Origin of the sequence: Rathayibacter rathayi, assembly GCF_004011095.1 — a bacterium.
Taxonomy (GTDB): Bacteria; Actinomycetota; Actinomycetes; order Actinomycetales; family Microbacteriaceae; genus Rathayibacter; species Rathayibacter rathayi.
Map to the genome: position 1 here is coordinate 2,232,395 of NZ_CP028129.1, position 25,616 is coordinate 2,258,010.

Sequence of the window (25,616 nt, forward strand, 5' to 3'; positions counted from 1 at the left end):
CCGTCATCGACTCGCTGCGATCGGCTTGACGCCGCGATGGAGAGCTACGATCCCCGCGGTCAGGTCGCGATAAGCGACCCTCTCGAATCCGGCAGCGCGTAACCACCCTGCGACGACGGTCTGCTCGGGCCAAGCGCGGATGGAGTCACCGAGGTAGTCGTACGCGGGATTGTTCGACGACGCCAGGCGCACGATCGCCGGCATGACCCTCGCCAGGTAGAAGTCGTAAGCAGCGGACAACACAGCAAATGGCGGAGTCGAGAACTCGCAGACCACGACGCGCCCTCCCGGCCTGAGTACGCGCAGGAACTCGGCGAGCGCCGTGCGCGGCTCGGCCACGTTGCGCAGCCCGAACGAGATGCTGACGGCGTCGAATGACTCATCCTCGAAGGGAAGATCCATCGCATCCGCCTGGACGAAGTCGATCCGCTCCTGACCGGCCTGACGGCGACGGCCGACCGCGATCATCCCCGAAGAAAAATCTGCAGCAACCACCTGAGCCCCGGTCCTCGCAAGCGAAGCACTGGACGTGCCGGTGCCGGCGGCGACATCCAGGATCCGCTCGCCTCGACCGGGGTTGACGGCCCGGGTCGTCGCGATCCGCCAGAGCCGATCGTTGCCGACCGACAGAAGGCTGTTCACCAGGTCGTAAGCAGGAGCCACGGTATCGAACATCAAGGCGACCTCATCGGGCCGTTTGGTGAGGTCTGCCTTCGTCACGATCGGCAAGTCTACGGCGAGACGCGGGACGACGGCTGTGCATCCGCCATCCCGCGCCCGGTCGACGCGCTACCCCTCAGGGAAGCGCCGGGGCCGCCCCGCTCCGCCTCGCGCGGCGGCCCCGGACCGGATCACGGTAGCAACCGACCCCTCCGCGAAGGCTCGCTAGGCGTAGGACGTCTCACGTTATGGCGCGGGCGTACTCTGCTGAGGTGACGCACATCGGCGCCGGGGCCCTCCCGCTGCACGTGAGAACAACGCCGCTGGACTCCCCGCAGGCGCTCCTTCCCCTCACCGACCCGAAACGGCCTCTGCTCTGGCAGCGCGAAGGCGCAGGACTCAGCGGACGAGGCGAAGTGCTGCGCCTCGAGTTCTCCGGACCAGACCGGCTCCGAGAAGCGGCAACGACATGGCGCACGCTGTGCGCCTCGGCGCTCGTGCACGACAGTGTCGGTCTGCCGGGCACGGGACTCATCGCTTTCGGTGCGTTTGCGTTCTCGGGGGGATCGACCGCGACGAGCGTGCTCATCGTCCCCAGGACAGTGATCGGAACGCGGGACGGGAAGTCGTGGCTGACGCGGATCGCGGTCACCGGGGCGACGTTCGCGGAAGCACCCAGCGAACACCCGTCGGGGGGAAACTACCGCGTGCCGCTGACGCCCGGCGCGATGACGCCGGACAGCTACCGCGCGGCCGTGATAAGCGCCGTCGCGGCAATTCGAGCGGGTGAGCTGTCGAAGGTAGTGATCGCGCGCGACCTTCGGGGGCAACTGCCTGCTGAGGTGGATCTGCGGCGGCTACTGAGGTCTCTCGCCGACGGGTACCCGGAGTGCTGGACGTTCGCAGTGGACGGATTCTTGGGAGCGAGCCCGGAGACGCTCGTGGCTGTCGACCAGGGAGCGGTTTGGGCGAGGGTTCTCGCTGGTACTGCGGCGCGCGGAACCGACGCGGACGCCGACGACGCGGTAGCGGCCGCGCTCGTCGCAAGTATGAAAGACCGCTCCGAGCACGCGTTCGCGCTCGCCAGCCTGATGCGCGAGCTGAAGCCGCACACACGCGAGCTCACCGCCGATGCCGCACCCTTCCCACTTCGACTGCCGAATCTGTGGCACCTGGCGACCGACGTGCGAGGCGTGCTGGGCGACACTTCGACCACCCTAGATCTCGTGCGGGCCCTGCATCCGACTGCGGCGGTCGCCGGCACCCCGACCGCCGACGCTCTTTCGCTGATCGGACAGCTCGAGCCGTTCGACCGCGGTCGCTATGCAGGGCCGGTCGGCTGGATCGACGGTAGCGGCGACGGCGAGTGGGCTGTGGGCCTCCGTAGCGCTGAGGTCACTGCAAAGGGTTCCCTCACGGCCTGGGCGGGCGCTGGCATCGTCGCCGACAGTGATCCGGAGTCCGAGCTCGCCGAAACACAGATGAAGTTCCGTCCGATCGTCGATGCGCTGAGCTGAACGCCGCATCCGCGCGCAGCGGCAGGCGGGACCTGCTCCGCAGGCCCCCCTTCCACTTAGCCCGCCTCCACTTAGCCCGCCGGATCGCCAGGCTTCTCCGGCACCCCCGGTGGTCGCCCGGGAAAAACCGGCGGTCGTGTCGTCACGCGCCGTCCCGTCGGCGTGGTCCAGTCGGCCGTGCCGTCCGGCTGCAGGGAGTAGGTCCATCGGTCGCCGTGGCGTACATGATGGTGTGGGACACACAGTGAGGCGAGGTTCGCAGGCGTGGTCTCTCCGCCATTACGCCATTCGATGGTGTGGTCCGCCTCCGTCGACGATGCCGACCGCGTACATCCCGGGAACCGGCAGGTCTGGTCGCGGAGCTGGATGAGCTCCCGCATTCTCGGTGGCGGGAGACGGTGACGTCGTCCGACGGAGACGACAGCTCCCGTCGTGTCGTCGGTCAGCACGGGTGTGAAGGACGTCCGGTCATCGATGAGCGCTAGCGCAGTGGCTGCGGGAATCGACCCGTAACCGTCCAGCTCGGCGGGTGCCTCATCGCCTCCCGAGGCAGTGCTGGCCGCTAGAGTCAGGCGAACCTCGGCTCGCACCCCGTGCACGGAAGTCCCGTCACCGCTCTCCTCCGGCGTCGTTCCGGCTACGTCACCGTTGCAGAGCAGGTCGGCCCAGGCGTCGGCGCGCAGCTGCGCCAGTGTCCGCAGCTCACCGTCCTTGCCTCCGGCGTCGCGGAGGTCCCGTGCTATCCGGTCTAGTCGCGCAAGCGCACCGATCGCTTGGGGAGCGGGGACGTGTGCGCAGACGGTGGCCATCCCGTCGATCTCGGGTGTCAGCCAGACCCGGCGGTCCTCGCGGGCACGGGCGTGGCGCTCGGCGATCGGTTCCTCGTGCAGTTCCTCTCGAAGTCGGGCGAGTGCGTGTCGCAGCTGCGTCGGCGTCGTCGTCGCGGCAAGGTCGACCGCGCGGTCGTCGAGGGCCCCCCGTGCGCCTTCGGGCAGGGATGCCGCGACCGCGCAGATCATCTGCCCCGACTCCCAGCGCATCCTGGCGTCGGCGAGTGCGGCGCGTGTGCGGGGCAGCTCCTCGATCAGGAGTGTCGCGTGGAGCAGTTCCCGGGCCGCGGCCCGCTCGGAGATTCCTAGGGCCACCGCGAATTCTGCGCGGACCGAGCGCTCGACGAGTTCGGTCGAGTCGGCGCTGACTGTGGCGGAACCGCGCGCGAAGGCGTCCGGGCAGCTCAGGGCTGCACGGTGTCCTGCGTGCAGCGCCTCCGCTCCGGACAGGAGCACCGGCGAGGCGCTGCGAGCGAGCGCTGCCGCGCGGTCTCCGAGCGTTCGGACCTGTGCCCGCGCGGTTTCTTCTTCAGCCATGTGGCGAGCGAAGCAGGGTCTCGGGGTCCCCGGGGTTCGGACTTCACGGAATCCGGACAATCGGCCCGGTGAATCGCCTGTGGAGGAGCTTCCGCCGAATCCGCCGGATCATTCTTACCGCCGAGCGCATCGTCCGAGGTCCCCGCCGAGCGTCTGGGGCCGTCAGCGCGCGAGCCGGATCTCGACAATCCCGGGTCCGTCGACCGGCGAGGTCAGCGCCTGCTCCAGCTCGCCGCGGGTGGCCGCGCGTCGGTGTCCCCATCCGTAGGCCGCGGCGAGCGCCGAGAGGTCTGCGTTCTGGGGCGTGAATTGCACGCGGTCGAACGCGTCGGGGGGTGAACTCGTAGCAACCTCGAGTCCGTCGAAGATGGTGCCACCGCCGTCGTTCACAACGACGAGCTGCACTCGCGGCCGCCGTTCCCCAGGCGGGAGCAGGAGCCCGCCTGCCTCGTGGAGCAGAGTGAGGTCGCCGAGGACGGCTCGGGTGACACCGCCCGCTCCCCGTTTCCCGGACTGGGAGGCGATCGCGATGCCGAGAGCGGTCGAAACCGTGCCGTCGATGCCTGCGAGGCCGCGGTTCGAGTGTGCGGTGATCCGCTTGCCGGGTACTGTCCGGTCGGCGATGCGGATCAGGCGGGAGGCTCCGAAGAGAAGTCGGTCGTGCGGCCAGGTGACCTTCCACACGGCGGCGACGACGAATTCGCGGGTGAGGGGTGCGCGGACGGCAGCGAGGGCGTTTCGCGCGTAGCTTCGCCGGTCTTCCAGGGACATCGATCCGGAGTCGGGTATCTCGTCCAGCGCATCCGGGTCGGTCAGGAGAGCCCGGCTCGCCGCCACCCACGATCCGGCCCAGGCGCGTTCGCGTCGCGCGGGGAGCGGCGCACCCTCGGCGCGCGTCACGTCGACACTCCTGACCCGGCGCGCGCGTCGGCCCGGGTTGTAGAACTGTTCGCGCAAAGGATCCACGACGATCGCCTCGACGTCCTCGCGGCGCAGCAATTCGGGCACCTCGCGGGACAGCGTCGGGTGCCCGAAGACGATCACCCGCCGGATACGTCCGCCGAAGTCCGGCTCGCCGAGTAGCCGCTGCCAGGCGACCACGAGCTGCGGTCCGAAGCGCGCTCCTGAGGACACCTCGGCGAGCAGTGGCCAGTCGCCCGCGCGGGCGATCTCCTCGGCCTGCTCGCCGGCTTTGTCGCCTGCGATGACGATCGTGAGGGGTTCATCGGGTCCGGCGATGAGCACGGCCGAAGCGGGCGCTTCGAGGGTGGACGGCAGCGCGACCGGCTCGATCGACGCGATGTCCGGCAGCGCTGAGGAGAGCGGGTCGCGGAACGCGAGGTTTAAGTGGACTGGCCCGCGTCGCGCGGACGTGACGGCCCGGTCGGCGAGCGCGTGTGTCTCCTCCCGTGTCATCGCTTCGCCCGGAGCGGCGACGTCCTCGAAGAGCCGCACCGCGCGCCCGTAGAGCTCGCGCTGTTCCGTGGTCTGATTCGAGCGGATGCCGCGCAACTCGTCGGGTCGGTCAGCCGTCAGCACGATCATCGGTACGTCCGACGCGTCGGCCTCGAGGACGGCCGGGTGCAGGTTCGCGGTGGCGGTGCCGGAGGTGGTGATGATCAGCGCGGGCTGCCCCGACTCGAGGGCGAGGCCCAGGGCGAGGAACCCCGCGGAGCGTTCGTCGATCCGCACATGCAGGCGCACACTGCCGCGGGTCTCGAGTTCGGCCGCGACCAGGGCGAGCGCTTGAGACCGGGAGCCCGGCGCCAAGACGACGTCGTGGATGCCGAGCGCAACGAAGCGGGTGAGGAGGTCGACCGCGAATCGGGTGGAGGGGGCGACCGGCCTGTGCTCAGGCATCCCGGCGGCCGGGGCCGTCCGCCTCACCCTGCTCGTCCATGTCGGCGAGGTCGCGCTCAAATTGGGCGATGCGCTCGGCCTGCAGGCGCTCCTCCTCGGGGTCGCGCTCGGTGCGGAGGGTGCCGAGGAAGTCGGGATCGTCGTCCGGGGCCGTATAGCGGCGGCCGTCGGCGCGCTGCTTGCGAGGTCGGCCGATCCAGAACCACAGGCCGGCGCCGACGATGGGGAGGATCAGCACGACCAGGAGCCAGGACCACTTCGGAATCGCCCGCACGGCATGCCGATTGCTCGTGGCGGCGTCGATCACGGTGTAGACCGTGAAGACGGCTAGGGCCACGAGCAGGCCGATGACGAGGCGGATCATAGTGTCGAGTCTACGTCCGACACCCCCGTGGGGGAGGGCCTGCTTGGATGCTGGACAGGAGGCTCCCACGGTGCTCACGGAAGTGAGTGGAGGGGCTGGACGTACACTGTCTCGGTGAAACTGAGCCACGCGGTCCTCGTCTATTCGCTCCTGCGCCTGGCGATGTTCGCCGGCGTCTTCGTGCTGGTGTACCTGTCGGCGCGCTCGTTCGTCGATTCGGAGCTGACCGCAGCGGTCACTGCGGGCTTCGTCGCCGCGATCGCGAGCCTGTCCCTGTCCTACATCCTGCTGCGGAAGCCGCGCGAGCGCATTGCAGAGGCGATCTACGAGCGTCGCAAGGACGTCCCCCGCACTCCGACCGACGATGACATTGAGGACGCCGCGGTGGACGCGTCGCACGACGAGCGCTGACCCGCGCTGTCCTTCTAGAACGCGAGCGCCGCCGCGAGGATCACCGCGTAGGCGAACCCGCCCAGGCTGGTCAGCTGCAGCGCCAGGATCAGTTCCTTCGCCGTCTTCGCCGTCAGCGTGATCAGGATGGACGGCAGGATCATCAGCAACACGAACAGCGTGAGCCATGCCAGCGGGTAGAACAGCGCGAGGATCACCGCGATTCCGAACGGGATCAGCACGAACCCGGTATAGATCGCCCTCGAGACGGCGGGCCCGGCGAGGACCGCGAGGGTGCGCTTCCCCGAGAGGCGGTCGGTCGGGATGTCGCGGATGTTGTTGACCGTCAGGACCGCACAGGCGAAGAGTCCCGCCGCAACCGCGCCGAGCCAGGACTCCTGGTTGGTGCGCCCGATCTGTACGAAGGTGGTGCCGACCGTGGCGACCAGCCCAAAGAAGATGAAGACAAAGAGCTCGCCGAAGCCGAGGTAGCCGTAGGGTCGGCGACCGCCGGTGTAGAACCAGGCGGCGGCGATCGCGGCCGCGCCGATGATGAGGAACCACCAGTGACCGGAGAGGGCGGTGAGTGCGAGGCCTGCGACGGCGGCGATCCCGCAAAAGACGAGGGCGACGGTGAGCACCTGCTTCGGCTTCGCCGCTCCGGATCCGGTCAGCCGCGAGGGGCCGACGCGGCTGGCATCGGTGCCGCGCACGCCGTCGGAGTAGTCGTTGGCGTAGTTGACGCCGATCTGCAGTGCGAGTGACACGGCCAGGCAGAGCAGGGCGCGCACCCAGTGCCAGCCCTCATCGACCACCTGGGTCGCTCCGGTGCCGATCAGCACGGGGGCGACCGCCAGCGGCAGCGTGCGGAGCCGGGCGCCGGCGATCCACTCGCGCGGTCCGGCGGGCTTCACGACAACGGCGCGGGGGTTGCCCCCGGGGCGGCCACTACGGGATTTCTTCTTGCGACTCGTACTCGACACGGAGGGAATCCTACCCATCGGCTCATCGACGCCCGGGGTCCGTCAGACCTGCGCGGCGAGCCGCTCGAGGGCGCGGCGGTCGGGTTTGCCCGAGGCCAGCAGGGGGACGGCCGCGACCGGCAGCACGGCGGCGGGGGCGGCGGCGCGACCCAGGCGGTCAGTGACGAGGGTCCGCAGATCCGCGAGCGCGGGCGCCTGCTCCGCCGTGACGACGACCGGGACCTCGCCCCACTGCTCGTCGGTTCGGCGCACGACGACCGCGTCGGCGACGGCAGCTTCACGCAGCACCGCCTCGACGGCGTCGAGCGACACCTTCTCCCCGCCCGACACGATGACCCGGTCGAGGCGACCGGTCACCCGGAGGCGCCCATCGACGATCGAGCCGGCGTCGCCGGTGCGGTACCAGCGCTCTCCATCGCGCTCGAGGAAGGCGGAGGCGCTGCGCTCGTGGTCGAGCGCCCCGTCGTCGGCGAGGTAGCCCTCGGCGAGGGTCGGACCGCCGAGCAGCACCTGCCCGTCCTCGACGCGCATCCGCACGTCGTGCAGAGGCATGCCGTCGTACACGCATCCGCCCGAGGTCTCGCTGGAGCCGTAGGTCAGGCGGATTCGCGCGCCGAGCGCGGCTGCACGATCCCGGAGCGGCTGCGGCGTCGCCTGACCGCCGATCAGGAGGGCGTCGAACGAGCGGAGCACCTCGGCCGCGGCGGGGTCGCGCTCGGCGAGGTCGAGCAGTCGCGCGAGCTGCACGGGAACCAGCGAGGAGTAGCGCCGCTCCCCCACCGGCATCGTCTGCGCGAGGGCGAGGAAGGCGGCCGCGTCGAAGCCGCCTGCCGGGAGGACCACCGGGTCCGCCTCCGCTGTCAGCGACCGGACGAGCACCTGCAGTCCCGCGACGTAGTGCGTCGGCAGGCAAAGCAGCCAGCGCCCCGGTCCGCCTAGCTCGGCGAGGGTCGCGGAGGCGCTGGTGAGCAGAGCGGCGGTCGAGAGGGCGACCCGTTTCGGCGGGCCCGACGAGCCCGAGGTCTCGACGACCACGGCGATGCGCTGCGGTACGACCGCGTCGGTCGACGCGGGGGCCGCGCCCGGCGCGGAGACGCGAAGAGCCGGACCGCTGCCGTCGAGGGCCGCGCGAAGAGCGAGGAGCACCACCTCGCGAGTCGCATCGACGCCGACCAGCGGGCGGGTCACCGTCGCACCGCCCAGCTCAGAACTGCCACGGGAACGGCGACCAGTCGGGTTCGCGCTTCTCGAGGAAGGAGTCGCGTCCCTCGACGGCCTCGTCGGTGCCGTAGGCGAGGCGTGTGGTCTCGCCCGCGAAGAGCTGCTGGCCCACGAGGCCGTCGTCTACCGCGTTGAACGCATATTTCAGCAGCCGGATCGCTGTCGGCGACTTGGTGAGGATCGTCTCGGCCCACTCGACCGCCGTCGTCTCGAGTTCGGCGTGCGGCACGACCGCGTTCACCGCGCCCATCTCGTAAGCGCGCTGCGCGGAGTACTCCCGCGCCAGGAAGAACACTTCGCGGGCGGCCTTCTGCCCGATCTGGCGGGCGAAGTAGGCGGAGCCGTAGCCGGCGTCGAAGGAGCCGACGTCGGCATCCGTCTGTTTGAACCGCCCGTGCTCGGCGGAGGCGATCGTGAGGTCGCAGACCACATGCAGCGAGTGCCCGCCTCCTGCGGCCCAGCCGGGGACGGCCGCGATGACGACCTTCGGCATGAAGCGGATGAGGCGCTGCACCTCGAGGATGTGCAGGCGACCGTTCCTGGCGGAATCAATGCCCTCCGCGGTCTCGCCGTCGGAGTACCGGTAGCCGTCGCGGCCGCGGATCCGCTGGTCGCCGCCGGAGCAGAACGCCCAACCGCCGTCGCGCGGGCTCGGGCCGTTACCGGTGAGGATCACGACGCCGATGCGCGGGTTCGTCCGGGCGTCCTCAAGGGCGCTGAACAGCTCGTCGACTGTCCGGGGTCGGAACGCGTTGCGGACCTCCGGCCGATTAAACGCGACGCGCGCGATGCGGCCGGAGCGGTCGTGGTGGTAAGTGATGTCCTCGAGCGCGTCGAAGCCGTCGACGGCCGCCCAGCGGTGCGCGTCGAACAGTTCGGAGACCTGCATGCTCATACCTCGACCCTACTGATGCGGACCGCGCCGATCAGACCCGCGCCGATCCGGCCGGCGCAGCGTCGGGATCCCCTCGTCTCGCTCCGGACACGCGAAGAGGGACCCCGCACCAGCGGAGTCCCTCTCCCGGTGGTACTGCTATTTCGCGGTGGCGGTGGTGCGGTTCTCGGCCGACACCATCCAGGCGTACTGCTCCAGGCTCTGGATGATCGCGTGCAGGAGGTCCGCGCTGGTCGGGTCCTCCTCGTCGACCTGGTCGTGCACCTCGCGCATGGTGGCGGCAGTGTTCTCGAGGCGGATCGTGATCAGGTCGACGGTTTCGGCCGTGTCGATCTCGCCGTGCGGGTACTCGGGGAGCGTCGTGGTCGCGGCGACGGTGTCGCTGCGGCCGTCCGGGATCCCGTGCAGGGCGCGCATCCGCTCGGCGATGTCGTCGCTGAACTCGCGTGCGGCCTCGATGATCTCGTCGAGCTGTAGGTGGAGGTCGCGGAAGTTCTTGCCGACGACGTTCCAGTGGGCCTGCTTGCCCTGGACATGGAGCTCGATCAAGTCGACGAGGACGACCTGAAGGCTGTCGAGCAGCTCCTTGGACGCCTTGAAGCCCTTCTCGGCGTTCTGGCGGCGGCTGGTCTTGGCACCGGAGCCCGCGGGGGCTTCGACGTGGCGTTCGAGGGTGGTGGTCATGGACCGTTCCTTTCTCTTGCAGTGCCGGGTGCGGTGTCCCGCCCCGATTCTGGCTTCTTCGGCTGGACGCCGCTAGCGCGGGTGAGGTGCGCACGCTGGCCGGTCCGAGGTTCGGGGATCAGATCGTGGCGACGGATCCGGAGTCGACGCGGTAGTTCGAGCCGTTCACGAAGGAGGCGCGGTCGGAGCAGAGGAACACGATCACGGCAGCGACCTCCTCTGCCTCGCCCCGGCGCTTGAGCTCCAGATACGGCCGCTCCTCGTCGAGGAACGAGGCGATCGCCTCGTCGAGGGAGGTGCCCCGCTGGTCGGCGCGCCGGGTCATCATCGCGTCGGTCATCGGAGTGCGGATAAACGCCGGCGAGACCGTGTTCACCAGCAGGCCCTCCTGCGCGTAGGAGCGCGAGAGGCCCTTGGCGAAGGCGAGGACCCCTGCCTTCGCGGCGCAGTAGGGCAGTTCGTCGTCGTAGGGCTGCACGGCGTCCTCGGAAGCGGTGAGCACCAGGCGACCCCACCCTCCAGATCGCAGGTCGGGGAGGAACTCGCGCACGAGCCGCACGGGACCGAGCAGATCGACCTCGAGGGTGCTGGTCCAGCCCTCGTCGTCGATCTCGTGGAAGAGGCCCTGCACCCCCGTTACTCCGGCGCACTGCACGAGGATGTCGATCTCGCCGACCGCATCCGCTACCCGGCGGTGCAACTCGGCGAGCTGATCCGTCCTGGTGACATCGGCGGCGAAGGCGTGAAGACGTCCCTCCGGGGCGCCGAGCTTGGCCGCTGCCTCATCCAGCGTCGCCTGGTCCTGATCGGAGATCACGACGGTCGCACCCTCGGCGAGCAGGAGTTCCGCGGTGGTCCAGCCGATGCCGGAGTCACCTCCTGTGACGAGGGCGGTGCGGCCGGTGATTCCGAGGTCCATGCTGACGTGCTCCTGTGTGGGTGCGGTTCGCGGGGTGCTACCGGTCTACGCTCCCCGGGGCCGACCCTCAACGGGTTGCGCGGAGACCGCGACCGGGGTTACGCGCGGCCGACCTTCTCCGGCGCCAACTCCTCGATGGTGATGGCCGCGTTGATCAGCGCGAGATGGCTGAGCCCCTGCGGCAGGTTGCCCCAGAAGACCAGGTCGTCGACCGCGATCATCTCGGACATGATCCCGACGTCGTTGGGCACGGTGGCGACGAGTTTGTCCATCAGGGCGACCGACTCCTCGTGCCGTCCGACGCAGGCCAGAGCGGAGGCGAGCCAGAACGAGCAGGCCACGAACGGGTGCTCCTCGCCCTCCATACCGGAGTAGCGGAACAGCAGTGCGCCGCGGCCCAGCTCCGCCACCAGGGCGTCGATGGTCGAGATCATCCGCTCGCCGCGCTCGTATCCGCTCGGCGCGTGCAGGAGCACCGAAGCGTCCAATTCCTCGCTGCCCGCATACATCACGTAGGAGCGGACCTCCTCGGACCAGCAGTGCTCCTCGATCCACTCGCGGATGCGGTCGCGCTCACAGCGCCAGCGATCCGGGCTGCCCGCCACCTGACCGACCTCGGCGAGGTGCACGGCCGCGTCCAGCGCCTGCCAGCAGCCCATTTTCGAGGAGGTGTAGTGCTGCTCCTCCTCCAGCTCCCACATGCCGGCATCCCGGTTGCGCCACAGGTCGCAGGTGGTGTCGGCAACGCGAGCGAGGAGGCGTCCGGTCTGGATGTCGAGGACGTTGCCCTCGTCGACGTAGACGCGGCAGATGTCGAAAAGATCGCCGAATACACCCAGCTGCAGCTGGCTCTGCGCCCCGTTGCCGGAGACGACCGGGCCGATACCGGCGTATCCCGGGACGTCGAACTCCTCCAGCTCGGTCGGCATCGAGCCGTCCAGACCGTAGAAAATGTGCAGATCCGGGCCGTGCTCCTTGATCGTGCGCAAGAGCCAGGAGAGCGCGGCGTGCGTCTCCTCGCGCAGGCCGAAGCGGACCAGCGCATGCACCGTGTACGCGGCATCGCGCACCCAGGCGAAGCGGTAGTCCCAGTTCTTGCCGCCGTTGGGCGACTCCGGGAGCGACGTGGTCGCGGCCGCCGCGATCGCCCCGGTGGGCGAGTAGATCAGCAGCTTGAGCGCAAGGGCGCTGCGCTGCACCGCCTCCGACCACGGGCCGTCGTAGGAGAACTCCTCCGACCAGTCCTGCCAGCTGCGGATGGTGCGGTCGATGCCACGGTCGACGTTCTTCGCGACCGGGAAGTGCAGCGGCTCGTCGTGGGTGGCCGAGACGACGAGGACGTGCCGCACGGCGTCCTTCCCCGCGGTCACCACGAAAGATCCGGTCAGCTCGTCGCCGGCACCGGAGGGCGCTTCCTCGCCGTCCGGCCCGTGTTCCTGGCCGGTGACGCCGATGGTGATGTCGCCCGCGCGGATGAGCGAGCGGCCGTCGGCGTTCTGGATCCACGGGGAGAAGCGGCCGAGACCGGTGCCGGGGCGCACCGCCCAGCGCATCCGGACCTCGCCGTCGACGCCTTCCACGCGGCGAGCCAACTCGGCCCACGGGAGGCGGCCGGCGATCCCGGTGACGAGCGCGTCGGTGACGCGGACCGTCCCGGACTCGGTGGTGAAGGTGGTCACGAGGACGTTCGTGTCGGGGATGTAGGCGCGCGAGACCTCGGCGGGCTCCTCGGGGGTGAGTTCGACGCAGCCTCCGGACTCGGCGTCGATCAGCGCGGCGAAGGCCGCAGTGGAGCCGAGGTCCGGGACGGGCATCCAGTCGACGCTGCCGTCCTTCGCGATCAAGGCGACCGTCCGCCCGTCTCCGATCGCGGCGTAGTCGCGCAGGGGCCTGGTCGAGCGGGGTGCAGCCATTCCCTCACCGTAGAGCGCGGACGGTGGGCGGATGCGGGCTTGCGAGCGGACAGGCTTGCTTGTAGCGCCCGCTCAGGTCGTCGCGACTCCGCCGTACTTCGCGAGGCGGTCGGTGAACTCGCCGCGGTCGCCGTCCTGAAGGATCCCGTTCGCGTACCCCGCGAGGAAAGCGCCCTGCGGTTTCGGCGAGAGGCCGACTCCGTCGAGCATGTCGGCCACCTGTCCGCTGGGGTCGGCGTCGAGGTCCACCAGGCCCAATTCGATCGCCGGCACAAGGTCGGCGGAGGAGCGTGCGGTGACGATCCAGAGGGCGGCCGAGGCCTCCTCGTCCGAGAGGTCACCGTCGAACTCGTAGCCCACGTCCGACCACTCATCGGGGGTGTCAGCAATCTCGATGTCGTCGAAGCCGAGAGGCGCGAGCGCCGCGGTGAAGCGGTCGACCACGGCCTGCTTGTCGGCGACGGTGGAGACGTCGGCGACGGCGTACTCGGTGGCCGAGATGTAGTCGTAGAGGAGCGAGCGGCCGCCGTACGCGTTCTGCGACTGCTCGTAGTACTCGTCGTCGGCCGAGGTCCACTCCTCGGGAACGGCGCCCTCGACGGCCGCGACGGCCTGCACAGCGCTCGTGCGTACCTTCTCGGCCGAAGGCTGGCCGAGAATCGTCGCGGCGTCGCCGTCCTGGTAGCCCGGGTAGCCGTAGAGCGGGTCGGACGGGTCGCCGCTGCCGAAGGGGTCGTCCGACGGGTTGCCGAACGGCTCGGGAGCGCTCGTCGATGCGCTGTCGGAAGCGGAGTCGAGCGCGCTGCCCACTCCGACGGCGAGGAAGGTGCCCAGCACGCCGGTGTAGACGACGCCCACGAGAATGCTCGTGCCGAGCGCGATCCAGGCGGCGGTCCCGAAGGGACGGCGGGAGGGGACGGAGCCCTGCGTCGGGCCCGGGGCGGGCTCTTGCGGCGGGCTGATCGGCATCTGGCTCATCGCACTCCTTGGGGCTCCATCCGGCAGCCCCGTCAGTCTTGCACTTCCAGGGCCGCCGGTGCAGCGGCGGCGGGGGCGTGTGCACCCGCCCGCGGCCGGCCGGTGGACAATGTCTGGATGGACGATGTCGTGCCCGCCTCCCCGCTCCCCTCCCTCGGCGAGATAGATGCGGGACTCCGCGTCGTCGCCCTGCCACTGCGCACCCGCTTCCGCGGCATTGATCACCGCGAAGTCGCGCTCGTGCGCGGCCCAGAGGGGTGGACGGAGTTCTCGCCCTTTCTGGAGTACGGCGCCGAGGAGTCGGCCGTCTGGCTCCGCGCCGCAATTGACTACGGCTGGAGCGAGCAGCCGACCGCGCTGCGAGACCGCATCCCGGTCAACGCGACGGTTCCGGCCGTCGCGCCCGACCAGGTCGCAGCGGTGCTCGAGGGCTATCACGGCTGCCGGACCGCGAAGGTAAAGGTCGCCGAGCATGGCCAGACGCTCGCCGACGATGTGGCGCGGGTCGTCGAGGTCCGCCGCCTTCTCGGCCCGGAGGGACGCCTCCGCGTGGACGCGAACGGCGGCTGGAACCTCGACGAGGCGGAACACGCCGTCCACGCCCTCGCGGAGTCGGACCTCGAGTATGTCGAGCAGCCGTGCGCGAGCGTCGAGGAGCTGGCCGAGCTGCGCTACCGCGTGAAGTACATGGGCATCCCGATCGCCGCCGACGAGAGCGTCCGGAAGGCCGCGGATCCGCTCGCGGTTTCTCGGGCGGGCGCCGCCGACCTGCTGGTGGTCAAGGCGCAGCCCCTCGGCGGCACTCGGCGGGCGCTCGCGATCGTCGCCGAGGCCGGTCTGCCCGCGGTCGTCTCCAGTGCGATCGACAGTTCGATCGGACTCGCGATGGGCGCCTCGCTCGCTGCGGCCCTCCCCGAGCTGCCCTTCGACTGCGGCCTCGGCACGGCCTCCCTGCTCGCGGCGGACGTGACGGAGCGGCCACTGCGGCCGGTCGACGGCGGTATCCCGGTCGGCCGCGTCGAGGTCTCGGAGGCGCTCCTGGCTCGGTACGCCGTATCGCCCGAGCGCCTCGCATGGTGGCGCGCCCGGCTCCGCGATGCTCACGCGCTGCTCTAAGGGCCGCTGTCGGACGCTGTGGCGCGCGGGCGGCAGAGCTGGCGCTTCGCAAGCATCCGACGATCTCCTCGCTCCTGCACTCGGTCACTGTGATAGAGGGAGCCGCGCTGGTTCCCGGCACTGTCACCGCTGTCGCGGAGGCCAACATCGGGCACGATGCCGCGGCCGAGGTTGTCGCGGCCGATGGGGACCCGCGCTCGTGCCGCCGGACGTGACGATGCGCCACCTGATGACGGAAGGAGCACCGACCTCCGCGACATCTACCGCGGCGTCCACCCCTCCGACGCCCCCACTCGCGTCGTCCTCGACGCCCCCTTCACCCCTCACCTGATCGACGTCACCGCCGTCTGGCCCCGCGAGTCCGGCCCCGCCGCCTCCCCCGTTATTCAGCCACCGAAATCTCGATCCGCCGCTGCGCGGCCTACTCGATCAGCGCGCTCCGGCGAATCGCCCCGCCCCCGCGCGACCGCGAAACGGAGCCCTCCACGAAAAGCCCGCCGATCACATGTCGAGGCCGGAGTAGGCGTGGAGCCCCTTGAAGAACACATTGACGACGCCGAAGTTGAACATGACGGCGGCGAAGCCGACGATGGCGAGCCAGGCGGAGGGAGTACCGCGCCAGCCGCGGGTGGCTCGGGCGTGGATGTAGCCGGCGTAGATGGTCCAGATGATGAAGGTCCAGACCTCCTTGGTGTCCCAACCCCAGTAGCGGCCCCAGGCCTTCTCGGCCCAGACAGCGCCGGCGATGAGGGTGAAGGTCCAGAGGATGAAGCCGATGATCGTGACGCGGTAGGCGAGGTTCTCGAGCGTGGCGGAGCCGGGCAGTGTGCGCAGGAAGCTCAGAAGGGAGCGAGGGCTGTCGCCGGCCGTTTCGCGGCGGGCCTGAAGGAGTTGCGTGACGGAGAGCGCGAAGCCCAGGGCGAAGAACGCGGTGCCGAGGATGGCGACGAGCACATGGATCACGAGCCAGTACGACTGGAGTGCCGGCGGGATCGGGACGACGGCAACGTAATAGTTGACGATCGCGACTCCGAGGAGCACCAGGACGAGGCCGGTGATGAACGCGCCGAGGAAGCGGAGGTCCCAGCGCAGCTGCACAGCGAGGAAGACGCCGATGATGATGAGCGTCCCGGTCATCGAGAACTCGTACATGTTCGCCCACGGGACACGTCCTGCGGCGACGCCACGCAGCACGGTCGCGGCGAGGTGCAGCGCGAAGGCGAGGAGGGTGAGGGAGAACCCGATGCGCAGGGTCGTGGAGCGCTCGGGGGCTCGGTGGACCTCGTCCTCGACTCGGTTGCCGATCCGGGAGAGGGTGGCGGTGCGTCCGGAGGCGACGGTGGCCTTACCGCTGGCGGCGCGATCGGCGGCGGCCGCGGAAGCGACACGCTCCGCCTCCTGGACTACCTCGATCGAGTCGCTGTCGGCCAAGGAGGCGCGGCGGGCGAGGTCGATCGCGAAGAAGACGAACGCCAGGGCGTAAATGCCCATAGCGGAGGAAAGGCACAGCACCGAATACTGCGAGAGGGTCGCGATCACCTCCTCAGGCTAATCGCTCGCTGCCTTCCCCGCCCCTTCGCGGTTGCACAGACTCGGTCCCTGCCCAGCCGGGAGCGCCTGTGGAGGAGGATCCGACCTCTCGCCCGGAGGAGAGACGCTCAGTCGAGCGGCGCGTGCCGATCGGCGACCGTCCGCACGGCGCGCACAAGCTGCGGATCCTCGCCGCGGGCGAGCCCGGCGTATTCGAGGAGCAGTCCGCCGTCCTCCTGCGCCGTCGCCTTCACCCAGACGCGGCGCCGCGGGACGAACAACGACGTGAGCAGTCCCGCGAGGACGAGGATCGCGAAGAGCAGCACCCAGCCCTGGGTCGCGTCGTGGTGGATGTCGAACGAGGCGAAGCGCTTGACGCTGTCGGTGCCGATGCGCGTCGGATCAGCGCCCGTGTTGTCGAAGCTCACGCTGCCGAGCCCGTTCGGCAGTTCGGCCGTGCCGCCGGGCTGGAGGGTGATCGGCGCGACTCCGGTGGTGCCGCCGGTGAGCCGGGTGAGCGAATCGGTGTTGAGCACGTAGACGGAAGTCGGCACTCCTCTGTCGAGGCCGAGGTCGCCCGCGAAGACGTTCAACGAGAGGACGGGGTACTGCAGGTCGGGGAAGATCGACGTCGACGCCCCCGAGGCCAGCGTGTCCTGCGTCGGGTAGAAGAAGCCGGTGAGGCCCACCTGCTCCGAGAGCCCGTCCGGCACCTTGACGACTCCGACCGAGGTGAGGTTGGCATCCTGCGGGAGGAAGGGCACGGAGTCGGTGAAGATCGCGCGGCCGGAAGGATCGCGGACGGTGATCGTCGGGGCGTAGCCGTTGCCGAGCAGGTAGACGTTGGTGCCGCCGATGCCGAGCGGGTCGTTCACCTTGATCGTGCGATCCTCAGTGGCCCCGCCGCGCTCCGATGTCGTGACGTTCGCCGTGAAGTCGACGGGCTGTCCGAGCGCCGACTGGTTCTGCTCCTCGTATCTCACGTCGAGGCTGTCGAGGGTCAGCTGGTACGGGTCAAGCTGGCTGGAGTCGAAGAAGCGGCCGGGGTTGAAGGAGTCGTAGGCCGAGAGGTTGTTCGCGAAGCCCTGCGAGCCCTCGACCAGCACCCGCTGCCCGCTGTAGCCGAACCCGCCTCCGACGCCCACGGCGACGAGGATGCCAACCAGAGCAGAGTGGAAGACCAGGTTGCCCGTCTCGCGGAGGTAGCCGCGCTCGGCCGAAACACTTGACCAGCGGCCGCGCGGATCGTCGTAGCGCTCGACGCGGTAGCCCGACCGGCGCAGGACGGCGTGGGCGGAGGCGACGGCCTCCTCCTCCGTCGCGCCCTCGACCTCACGGACGGTGTAGCCGGCGAGGCGCCGCAGGCGCGCGGGCGTGCGCGGCGGCCGCGAGCGCATCGCCTGGAAGTGGTGGCGGGTGCGCGGGACGATGCAGCCGATCAGCGAGATGAACAGCAGCAGGTAGATGCTCGAGAACCAGGCCGACGTGTAGGTGTCGAACGCCTGCACCTTATCGAGCAGGGGCGCCAGGTCCGGGTTGTCGACGAAGTACTGCGTTACTCCATTGGGGTCGGAGGAGCGCTGCGGGACCAGCGAGCCGGGCACGGCCGCGATAGCGAGCAGGAGCAGCAGGAACAGCGCGGTGCGCATGCTGGTGAGCTGGCGCCACATCCAGCGCAGCCACCCGGTGACGCCGAGCGCGGGCTGCGTGACGGTGCCGTCGGAGTCGTAGTGGTCGGCGGGGCGGAACGACGCGTCGGTCTTCTCCTGCGTCGCCTCATCCGGGCGGCGCGTGCTCTCCCCCGGCTCAGATCGCCGGTTGGAAGCCATCAATCACCGCCGAGAGGGATCCGTAGACGAGGGTGTTCCAGATGCCCGTGACCATCAGGACTCCGATCAGGACGAGGGCGGCGCCGCCGATGATATTGACCACGCGGATGTGGCGCTTCACGAAGGTGAGCGTGCTGGTGACCCAGCTGAAGCCGAACGCGACGAGAAGGAAGGGGATGCCGAGCCCGAGGCAGTACACCAGGGCGAGGAGCGCTCCCCGCCAGGGCGAGCCGACGCCGTAGCTGAGGGCGAGGATCGAGCTCAGCGTCGGGCCGAGGCAGGGCGTCCAGCCGACGCCGAAGACGATCCCGAGCAGCGGCGCCCCGATCAGCCCGGTCGCGGGGCGAATGCCCGGGCGGAGAGTGCGCTGCAAGACCGAGAACTGCCCGATGAAGACGAGCCCCATCGCGATCACGACGAGGCCGAGGACGCGGGTGATCAGATCGGTGTACTGCTTCAGCCAGAAACCGACCGTGCCCGCCGCCGCTCCGTACAGCACGAAGACGAGCGAGAAGCCGAGCACGAACAGCAGCACGCCCAGCACGACCCGGCGGCGGCCGCGGGCGGCGCGCTCGTCGGCGTCGGTGAAGCCACCGACGTAGGCGAGGTAGCCGGGCACCAGCGGGAGCACGCAGGGCGACGCGAACGACACCAGCCCGGCCAGTAGCGCGATCGGCACGGCCAGCAGGAGCTGACCGCTGAGGACGATCTCGCCCACGCCGCTACGCCCCCTCGGCGAGAGTGTCACCCACGAGCGTCGAGAGGATCGACGCCTCCTGCAGCTGACCGAGGATGCGCGAGGCGACGCGGCCCTCCTTGTCGAGGACGAGCGTGGTGGGCACGGCGTTCGGCGGGACGGTGCCGGTGAAGGCGAGCTGCACCGACGAGTCGGTGTCGACGATCGAGGGGTAGCCGAGGCCGAAGGTCTCGGCGAAGGCAGCGGCCGTCGGCGGCTGGTCGCGCACGTTGACACCGACGAACGAGACGCCCCTGTCGGCGAATTCGGTGCTCACCTTCTCGAGGTCGGCCGCCTCGGCGCGGCACGGGGCGCAGCTGGCGTACCAAAAGTTGACGACGACGACCTGCCCGGCGAGCTCGGCGGAGTCGATGTTCGCGCCGGTCTCGTCGGTGCCCGAAAAAACGATGGGATCGTCGCGGTCGGCGATAGCGATCTCGGTGACGGTACCGTCGCCCGAGATGTAGCCCTTGTTGCTGCCGTTGCGGTACTGGTCGGCGAGCGGATCCTCGGAGCAGCCGGTCAGCGCGAGCGCGGCGACCAGCGCGAGGGCACCCGCGGCACGCAGGCGGGTCATCCGGCGCATCAGACGGCTCCGACGTCGGTCGCCAAGCCCTGTAGTCCGGCGGCGGGGTCGGCGTAGCCGACCTCGACGAAGCCGTCGCCGCGGCGTTCGAGCGTGGTAATGCTCGAGAGGGCGCAGCGTCGCTTGCGCGGATCATGGAACAGGCGCTCGCCCGCGAGGGCGCGGTGCACGGTCCAGATGGGGAGCTGGTGGCTGATGATCGCGGCGTCGCCCTCGGCGGTGCTCTCCCACGCGGACTCGATCGCGGCGTACATCCGCGCCGAGATGGAGAGGTAGGGCTCGCCCCAGCTGGGCTCGAAGGGATTGCGGAGCCACGGCCAGTGCTGGGGGTTGCGCAGGGCGGAGCCGCGCGCGGCGAGGGACGTGCCCTCGAAGCGGTTGCTGGGCTCGATCACGCGCTCGTCGGTGCGGATCTCGAGCTCGAACGCCTGCGAGATCGGCTGGGCCGACTCCTGCGTGCGCTGGAGCGGCGAGGCGACTAGGACGGTGAGGAGGCGCTTGCGCTCGAGCAGATTGTCGGCGGCGGAGCGCGCCATGCGGTGGCCGAGGTCGGAAAGCCGGAAATTCGGAAGTCGCCCATAGAGGACCCGGTCGGGGTTGAACACCTCGCCGTGCCGCACGAGATGGATCTGATCGGCAACCACGAGCGTCAAGTGTACGGAACGCGGCGTGGGGGCACGCCGGGAAAGGGTCGACTGGGCTGCTCCCGAGCGCCGGCTCGCCGGCGCTCGGACACCGACGCCGAGAGCCGCCGGACGAGAGGTTCGGGCAGGTGCCGCACGAGCGCCATCGGGATCTCGAACCGCCACGACGGCACCGAGACGACGACGCCGCGTGCGACGTCGCGCAGGAACTCCTCCACCACCGCGTCCGCGTCGAGCCAGAAGAAGGACGGAATGGACGAGGTGTCCATCGCCGCCCGCTCGTGGAACTCGGTGCGCACCCAGCCCGGGCAGAGCGCGGCCGAGCGGACGCCGGTGCCGCGCAGCTCGACGGCGAGCGACTGCGCGAACGCGGTCGCCCACGCCTTCACCGCGGAGTAGGGGCCGAGATGCACGAAACCCGCGACGCTCGACACGGTCAGGATCGCGCCGCGTCCCCGCGCCGTCATCGCCTCCGCCGCCGCCCCCGAGAGTACGGCGACCGCGCGTAGCATCACCTCGAACGCGCGGTCCTGCGCGGCGACGTCCGGCTCGGCGAAAGTGCCGTCGATCCCGAAGCCGGCGTTGTTGACCAGGACGCGGACGGGCCGCGCCGGGTCGAGGAGCCGCGCGCGCACCTGCTCGACCTGCTCGCGGTCACCGAGGTCGACGGGCAGGACCTCGACGCCCGCGGCGCCCAGCGCGCGCAGATCGGTCGCCGCCTCCCGGAGCCGCGGTTCGCTGCGGGCGACGAGGACGACGCTCCAGCCGCGTCGAGCGAACGCCCGCGCGAAGGCGAGGCCGAGGCCGGAGGACGACCCGGTGATCAGTGCGGTGCTCATGCTGCGACGCTACCCGCCGCCGCGCGACCAGACGGGGCCCGTGCGATTCGCAGGAGAAGGTGCGATTCGCAGGGGATCGACCCGCCTCGGGTGGGATCGTCGAGCAGAATCGCGGCTGGAGCGCGGATCCCCTGCAGATCGCACCACCCCCTGCAGATCGCACCCCGGCCGCGTCGACCCCCCAGTCGCCGGCCCCGCGCCCACTGCACGGCCCCCGAGTAGACTCCCCTACCGTGACCGACGAGACCCGCCTCCCCCGAACCACCGTCAAGAAGCTCGCCGCCCTCGAAGACGGACCGGTGCGCGTCTCCGGCTGGGTTGAGACCGTGCGCGACCAGAAGAAGGTGCAGTTCGTCGTCCTGCGCGATGAGTCCGGCGCCGTTCAGTTGGTGAATCCGGCCGTGCGCGAGGCCGTCGAGGGCGACGACGCATCGGCCGCGCGCCTCACTATCACCGAGGCGATCTCCGGCCTCGCCCAGGGCTCCTTCGTCACCGTGACGGGCGCGCTCAAGCACGACGAGCGCGTCAAGCTCGGCGGCATCGAGGTCAAGCTCGAGACACTCGAGGTCGTCACCGTCTCGATCCCCGAGGCGCCGATCGCGCCCGACTCGGGCATCGACAAGCGGATGGACTGGCGCTTTCTCGACCTGCGCCGCCCCGAGCAGAACCTGATCGCCCGCGTGCAAACGACGTTCGAGCACGCGCTGCGCACCTACTGGATCGAGCACGACTTCATCGAGATCCACACTCCGAAGCTGATGGCGAGTGCCTCGGAGTCGCGGGCCGAACTCTTCGAGGTCGAGTACTTCGAGACGAAGGCGTACCTCTCGCAGAGCCCACAGTTCTTCAAGCAGATGGCGCAGCCCGCGGGCTTCGGCAAGGTGTTCGAGGTCGGGCCCGCCTTCCGCGCCGACCCGAGCTTCACCTCGCGGCACGCGACCGAGTTCACCAGCGTCGATGCCGAGGTCTCGTGGATCGACTCGCACGAGGACGTCATGGAGCTGCATGAGCAGCTGATGGTCGCTGGCCTCTCCGCCGTCGTCGAGAAGCACGGCGCCGAGGTGAAGGCGCTCTTCGACATCGACCTGACCGTCCCGACTACGCCGTTCCCGCGCATCCCGCTCGCCGAGGCCAAGCGCATCGTCGCCGAGCGCGGCTACGAGGTGCCCCGCGCCGACGACGACATGGACCCGGAGGGCGAGCGCCGCATTGCCGCCTACGCGCAGGAGGAGTTCGGGCACGACTTCGTGTTCCTCACCGACTACGCGTCCAGCATCCGGCCGTTCTACCACATGCGCCGCGAGGGCGACGGGACGATCACCAACAGCTACGACCTCATCTATAATGGCGTCGAGATCTCGACGGGCGCGCAGCGCGAGCACCGCGTTGACGTCCTGATCGAGCAGGCGCGCGACAAGGGCCTGGACCCGGAGGAGATCGAGTTCTACCTCGACTTCTTCCGCTATGGCGTCCCGCCGCACGGCGGCTTCGGTATGGGCCTCTCGCGCGTGATCATGCTGATGCTGAACCAGGCGAACCTCCGCGAGGTCACCTACCTCTTCCGCGGCCCGACCCGCCTGCTGCCCTAGGCAGCGTCCGCCGAGGGAACCCCCAACCGTCGAACCCGCCGGAATCACCTGGTTCCCTCGACGGGCTGGGGTTCCCTCGCGTCCGCGCAGGTCGGCCGCGTACTCATTCCGGAGCCGACTTTGCACACGAGCCCTCGTCGCCTCGGGCATCGCGCTCTCCTCGTCCGGAACGTCCTCGCCCTGAACGGCCGGCGTAGCGGCGCAGAAGGATCAGTCCACCGAAGTTCGAGTAGGACTCGACATTGCGACTCGCCGCACTGCCGGCGCGGGTGCACGGCCGCGACCCGGAGCGCCCCGTCCGCTGCGAGGGCGACTACACCGGCGCCGACACCGACGTGTTCGTCGCAGCCGGCGACGCGGTGCAGGTGGAACTCCCTCCGCTCGACGTGCCGACCGGCGGCGAGGGCGTGGCTCACCGTCGACTCGGTGCTCGCCAGAGCGACGGTCTGGGCGCAGGAGGGCCATGTGCTCTCGACCAGCCAGCACCTCCTCACCGCTCCGGCCGCCCTGCCAGCGTGGACCCGCTCCGTCCGCGCCGCCCCGCGGGAGGACGGCGGCTTGCTCGGGATCGCGCGCTTCCGCGACGCCCGCCTCCGCTCCCTCGCCGGCCTGGCCGTCGATGGGCCACGCGCCGAGCTCTGGCGAGCCGCGACCGACAATGACGAGGGCGACGGATTCCCGGGCTACCTCGCCGGCGACCCGTACGACGGCGACGGCCGCGGCACTCCGGCCCCCTCCTCCGCTTTACCGCCGCCGGCGGAGCACTGGGCCGAAACGATGCAGGGCCGGCGGAGCGCGATCCCGCGGGCCTTCCGTCGTTCTCGGGCCGGTCAGTCGTTCTGCCCGTACGGCAGTGGTCCCCGGATGAACAGGTCGGTGTTCGCTCGATGCCGGCGCAGCACGAACAGGACGACTGCGCAGGCGACGAGCGACGCAGCGACGGCCCCGCCACCGATCATCAGCGCGGTGGTCGGCGTGATGCCCCCCGGTCCGGCCGAGGCCACCGTGGCACTGAACGCGCTGCGCGCGGCGCTGATCGCGGTCCCGCAGACCTGGTGCGCTTCCCACGGCGCGGCCGTGGTATCGCTGTGGCGGTACGAAAGCGTCACGGCCGCCGTGTGGTGCGACTCGCGGCCGAAGGCGACCATGCAGTAGACAGAGGGGTCCGGATGGGCGACGACCGACTCGCCCAGGGCAAGCTCCGCCCAGCCGAGGGAATCCGTCTGGACGGCGACATCTCCCGCGGCCAGAGCGGCGCGGTCGCCCGTCGTCCGGAAGGCGCCCACGGCGACCTCCTCGTCCGGCTCAAAGCCCCAGACCGCACCGCGTGGCGCCTCCGTGCTGCCCTCACCGAGCTCGCGCGGCTCGAGCAGGAGGCCGTTGCCGGAGGAGGTCGCGAGCCGAAAGCCGACCTTCGCGGACGAGCCCCGGTCGCCAGTGAGGTTGACGGTGAAGGCACCCGACTTCGTGATCAGCGCGGTCGGAACGGTCGCGGTACCGCTGCCGGCCTCGAGCGTCAGCGGCGTCTTGGTGCCGTTCGGATCGCGGAGGACCGCCGAGACGCTCTCGCCACTCGCGAAGCCGGTGTACGAGAAGCCGACACCGTAGAAGCGAGCGACCTCGACGGTGAGCGCCTCCGGATCGACGTCAGTCTCGCGGGTGAGGAACACGGACGCCGTGGCAGCTCCGGCCGCCGTGGGCTGCGCGCCCTCGGTGGAGCTGGCGAGCGCGGTGCGTCCCGGGGCGGAGGCAGTGGGAGCGGCGCCGCCCGCGTCGGAGGACGCGGCGCCGCCGGACGTGGTGGCGGCGCCGGACGTAGTGGCGGCGGCTGCTGTGGCGATGCCGCCGCCGGTGGTGGTGGTGCCGCCGGAGCCGCCCTGCTGACCGCCGCCCGTCGTTCCGCCGGTGGAGGGGCGGCTCGGCTGAAGGGTCGCCGGCTGCTCGGGTGCCGGATCGACGGGCGCTGGCTGGACCGGTGCCGGGTCGACCGGTGCGGGGTCTTGAGGCGCTGGATCGGTGGGGGCGGGCTGCTCCGGCTCCGTCGGCCCCTCGGGAACTCCGGGCACGGTCGGCTCCTCGGGCACTCCCGGGATCGAATCGGAACCACCGTCTCCCGGCTGCTCAGGATCCTTGGGCACTCCCGGAACCGTCGTTGCGGCAGCCGGCTCGACCGTCGTCGAGACCGTCGAGCCGGAAGGCGCCGCGACGGCCGCACCGGGGAGGGCCAGACCGAGCACGAGCGCCGCGAGAGCGGCAGCGGGGAGGGCGAGACGGCGGGGTGACGGCATGGCGGGTCCTTCCTCCGCGGGCGACGGTCTGCGTCCGCACACGGAGGAGTGCGCTCCCCCCTGACGAGGGTACGGGCCATAGGCGAGCTATGACGAGGCTTCCCGTCCCCCCTCAGAGGGATGCCGCAGCCGTACCTCCATCCGCACAGCCCAGCGGGCGCTCACCCGCCTTCGAGCAACGCCCGGCGCAGGCGCTCCGGATCCACCCGCCAGAACGTGTGCACGCGCCCGTTGATCAGCACCACCGGGATCTCTTCCACGTAGCGCTCGTACAACACCGGGTCGTCGAGGATCGACACCTCCGAAACGGCCACCACGGCCTCGTCGTCCAGGTCGGCCACCACCTGCTCGATGACAGTTCGCGCGTCGTCGCAGAGATGACAGCCCGGCTTACCCACAAGCGTCAGCTCCACGTCCACCATCCGGTCAGTGTACGGCGACGGCGCCGAGAGGCTCGCCGACGCAGACGAGCGCCCGACCCCGGAAGGGCGGACGCTCGAAGAGGAAGAGGCGCGAGCCTACTTCTTGTTGCGACGCTGGTGGCGAGTCTTGCGAAGCAGCTTGCGGTGCTTCTTCTTCGCCATACGCTTGCGACGCTTCTTGATGACAGAACCCACGAAGACCTCACAACGTTCAGGGAGTCGACCGCCCGACGGGCGGCCGCTTACGAAAAACTGGCTTCCGCGAGCTTACACGACGCAGGGGCGG

The 25,616-nt window shown here is 70.2% G+C and carries 24 protein-coding genes; 4 read left to right on the forward strand and 20 right to left on the reverse strand.

Annotated features, from left to right (window positions below; genetic code table 11):
• Window positions 1–3 precede the first annotated feature (3 nt).
• The gene (gene ubiE / locus C1O28_RS10735; RefSeq protein ID WP_122999644.1) at window positions 4–720 is read right to left on the reverse strand and encodes a bifunctional demethylmenaquinone methyltransferase/2-methoxy-6-polyprenyl-1,4-benzoquinol methylase UbiE; all 717 of its coding nucleotides are present in this window, start codon (window positions 718–720) and stop codon (window positions 4–6) included.
• A gap of 188 nt (window positions 721–908) precedes the next feature.
• Here ubiE and C1O28_RS10740 point away from each other — a divergent pair, with 188 nt between their 5' ends.
• On the forward strand, window positions 909–2,177 hold the full coding sequence (locus C1O28_RS10740; protein WP_097165255.1) for an isochorismate synthase: 1,269 nt from the start codon (window positions 909–911) through the stop codon (window positions 2,175–2,177).
• Between the two features lie 71 nt (window positions 2,178–2,248).
• Here C1O28_RS10740 and C1O28_RS10745 read toward each other — a convergent pair whose 3' ends face one another.
• From C1O28_RS10745 to C1O28_RS10755, 3 genes are all read right to left on the reverse strand, one after another.
• Window positions 2,249–3,544, reverse strand: coding sequence for an HNH endonuclease signature motif containing protein (locus C1O28_RS10745; RefSeq protein ID WP_097165254.1), 1,296 nt, complete (start codon window positions 3,542–3,544; stop codon window positions 2,249–2,251).
• 162 nt (window positions 3,545–3,706) lie between these two features.
• Window positions 3,707–5,404 (reverse strand): 2-succinyl-5-enolpyruvyl-6-hydroxy-3-cyclohexene-1-carboxylic-acid synthase, encoded by a 1,698-nt coding sequence (gene menD / locus C1O28_RS10750; RefSeq protein ID WP_097165653.1) that lies wholly within the window; start codon window positions 5,402–5,404, stop codon window positions 3,707–3,709.
• Window positions 5,397–5,768 (reverse strand): PLD nuclease N-terminal domain-containing protein, encoded by a 372-nt coding sequence (locus C1O28_RS10755; RefSeq protein ID WP_097165253.1) that lies wholly within the window; start codon window positions 5,766–5,768, stop codon window positions 5,397–5,399. The genes menD and C1O28_RS10755 overlap by 8 nt, the downstream gene beginning before the upstream one ends.
• A 114-nt stretch (window positions 5,769–5,882) precedes the next feature.
• Here C1O28_RS10755 and C1O28_RS10760 point away from each other — a divergent pair, with 114 nt between their 5' ends.
• Window positions 5,883–6,179: a DUF4229 domain-containing protein gene (locus tag C1O28_RS10760; RefSeq protein ID WP_097165252.1), complete on the forward strand. Its 297-nt coding sequence runs from the start codon at window positions 5,883–5,885 to the stop codon at window positions 6,177–6,179.
• 14 nt (window positions 6,180–6,193) lie between these two features.
• Here the strand turns inward: C1O28_RS10760 and C1O28_RS10765 are convergent, their stop codons facing one another.
• The 7 genes from C1O28_RS10765 to C1O28_RS10795 form a co-directional block, all read right to left on the reverse strand.
• A complete protein-coding gene (locus C1O28_RS10765; protein WP_097165251.1) occupies window positions 6,194–7,159 on the reverse strand; it encodes a 1,4-dihydroxy-2-naphthoate polyprenyltransferase in 966 nt (321 codons plus the stop codon).
• Window positions 7,160–7,183: 24 nt separating this feature from the next.
• Window positions 7,184–8,329, reverse strand: coding sequence for an AMP-binding protein (locus C1O28_RS10770; protein WP_243391991.1), 1,146 nt, complete (start codon window positions 8,327–8,329; stop codon window positions 7,184–7,186).
• Between the two features lie 16 nt (window positions 8,330–8,345).
• The gene (locus tag C1O28_RS10775; RefSeq protein WP_097165250.1) at window positions 8,346–9,257 is read right to left on the reverse strand and encodes a 1,4-dihydroxy-2-naphthoyl-CoA synthase; all 912 of its coding nucleotides are present in this window, start codon (window positions 9,255–9,257) and stop codon (window positions 8,346–8,348) included.
• A gap of 138 nt (window positions 9,258–9,395) precedes the next feature.
• Window positions 9,396–9,941 (reverse strand): Dps family protein, encoded by a 546-nt coding sequence (locus tag C1O28_RS10780; protein ID WP_097165249.1) that lies wholly within the window; start codon window positions 9,939–9,941, stop codon window positions 9,396–9,398.
• Between the two features lie 118 nt (window positions 9,942–10,059).
• On the reverse strand, window positions 10,060–10,860 hold the full coding sequence (locus tag C1O28_RS10785; protein ID WP_097165248.1) for an SDR family NAD(P)-dependent oxidoreductase: 801 nt from the start codon (window positions 10,858–10,860) through the stop codon (window positions 10,060–10,062).
• Between the two features lie 98 nt (window positions 10,861–10,958).
• On the reverse strand, window positions 10,959–12,773 hold the full coding sequence (locus C1O28_RS10790) for a glycoside hydrolase family 15 protein (protein WP_097165247.1): 1,815 nt from the start codon (window positions 12,771–12,773) through the stop codon (window positions 10,959–10,961).
• Window positions 12,774–12,845: 72 nt separating this feature from the next.
• The gene (locus C1O28_RS10795; RefSeq protein ID WP_097165246.1) at window positions 12,846–13,751 is read right to left on the reverse strand and encodes a hypothetical protein; all 906 of its coding nucleotides are present in this window, start codon (window positions 13,749–13,751) and stop codon (window positions 12,846–12,848) included.
• 117 nt (window positions 13,752–13,868) lie between these two features.
• Between C1O28_RS10795 and C1O28_RS10800 the strand changes: the two genes are divergently transcribed.
• A complete protein-coding gene (locus tag C1O28_RS10800; RefSeq protein WP_097165245.1) occupies window positions 13,869–14,867 on the forward strand; it encodes an o-succinylbenzoate synthase in 999 nt (332 codons plus the stop codon).
• A 501-nt stretch (window positions 14,868–15,368) separates the two neighbouring features.
• On the opposite strand, the gene ccsB is transcribed toward C1O28_RS10800, so the two are convergent.
• The 6 genes from ccsB to C1O28_RS10830 form a co-directional block, all read right to left on the reverse strand.
• Entirely contained in the window at window positions 15,369–16,358 is a 990-nt protein-coding gene (gene ccsB / locus C1O28_RS10805) for a c-type cytochrome biogenesis protein CcsB (RefSeq protein ID WP_097165651.1), read from the reverse strand.
• Window positions 16,359–16,525: 167 nt separating this feature from the next.
• Complete coding sequence (gene resB, locus C1O28_RS10810; RefSeq protein WP_097165244.1) at window positions 16,526–18,226, reverse strand: cytochrome c biogenesis protein ResB; 1,701 nt, start codon at window positions 18,224–18,226, stop codon at window positions 16,526–16,528.
• Complete coding sequence (locus C1O28_RS10815) at window positions 18,204–18,944, reverse strand: cytochrome c biogenesis CcdA family protein (protein WP_243391990.1); 741 nt, start codon at window positions 18,942–18,944, stop codon at window positions 18,204–18,206. Before C1O28_RS10815 ends, resB begins: the two co-directional genes overlap by 23 nt.
• A gap of 4 nt (window positions 18,945–18,948) precedes the next feature.
• The gene (locus tag C1O28_RS10820; RefSeq protein WP_337189889.1) at window positions 18,949–19,539 is read right to left on the reverse strand and encodes a TlpA family protein disulfide reductase; all 591 of its coding nucleotides are present in this window, start codon (window positions 19,537–19,539) and stop codon (window positions 18,949–18,951) included.
• 8 nt (window positions 19,540–19,547) lie between these two features.
• On the reverse strand, window positions 19,548–20,192 hold the full coding sequence (locus C1O28_RS10825) for a histidine phosphatase family protein (RefSeq protein ID WP_097165242.1): 645 nt from the start codon (window positions 20,190–20,192) through the stop codon (window positions 19,548–19,550).
• Between the two features lie 5 nt (window positions 20,193–20,197).
• Window positions 20,198–21,031 (reverse strand): SDR family NAD(P)-dependent oxidoreductase, encoded by an 834-nt coding sequence (locus tag C1O28_RS10830; RefSeq protein ID WP_097165241.1) that lies wholly within the window; start codon window positions 21,029–21,031, stop codon window positions 20,198–20,200.
• A 233-nt stretch (window positions 21,032–21,264) separates the two neighbouring features.
• On the opposite strand from C1O28_RS10830, the gene aspS reads away from it, so the two are divergent.
• Window positions 21,265–22,620: an aspartate--tRNA(Asn) ligase gene (gene aspS, locus C1O28_RS10835; protein WP_104355511.1), complete on the forward strand. Its 1,356-nt coding sequence runs from the start codon at window positions 21,265–21,267 to the stop codon at window positions 22,618–22,620.
• Between the two features lie 830 nt (window positions 22,621–23,450).
• Here the strand turns inward: aspS and C1O28_RS10840 are convergent.
• The 3 genes from C1O28_RS10840 to C1O28_RS10850 all read right to left on the reverse strand — a co-directional run bounded on the left by C1O28_RS10840 (window position 23,451) and on the right by C1O28_RS10850 (window position 25,525).
• Window positions 23,451–24,908, reverse strand: coding sequence for a hypothetical protein (locus tag C1O28_RS10840; RefSeq protein WP_097165240.1), 1,458 nt, complete (start codon window positions 24,906–24,908; stop codon window positions 23,451–23,453).
• A gap of 161 nt (window positions 24,909–25,069) precedes the next feature.
• Window positions 25,070–25,330: a glutaredoxin family protein gene (locus C1O28_RS10845; RefSeq protein WP_097165239.1), complete on the reverse strand. Its 261-nt coding sequence runs from the start codon at window positions 25,328–25,330 to the stop codon at window positions 25,070–25,072.
• 96 nt (window positions 25,331–25,426) lie between these two features.
• Window positions 25,427–25,525: a 30S ribosomal protein bS22 gene (locus C1O28_RS10850; RefSeq protein ID WP_003792170.1), complete on the reverse strand. Its 99-nt coding sequence runs from the start codon at window positions 25,523–25,525 to the stop codon at window positions 25,427–25,429.
• Window positions 25,526–25,616: the final 91 nt, after the last annotated feature.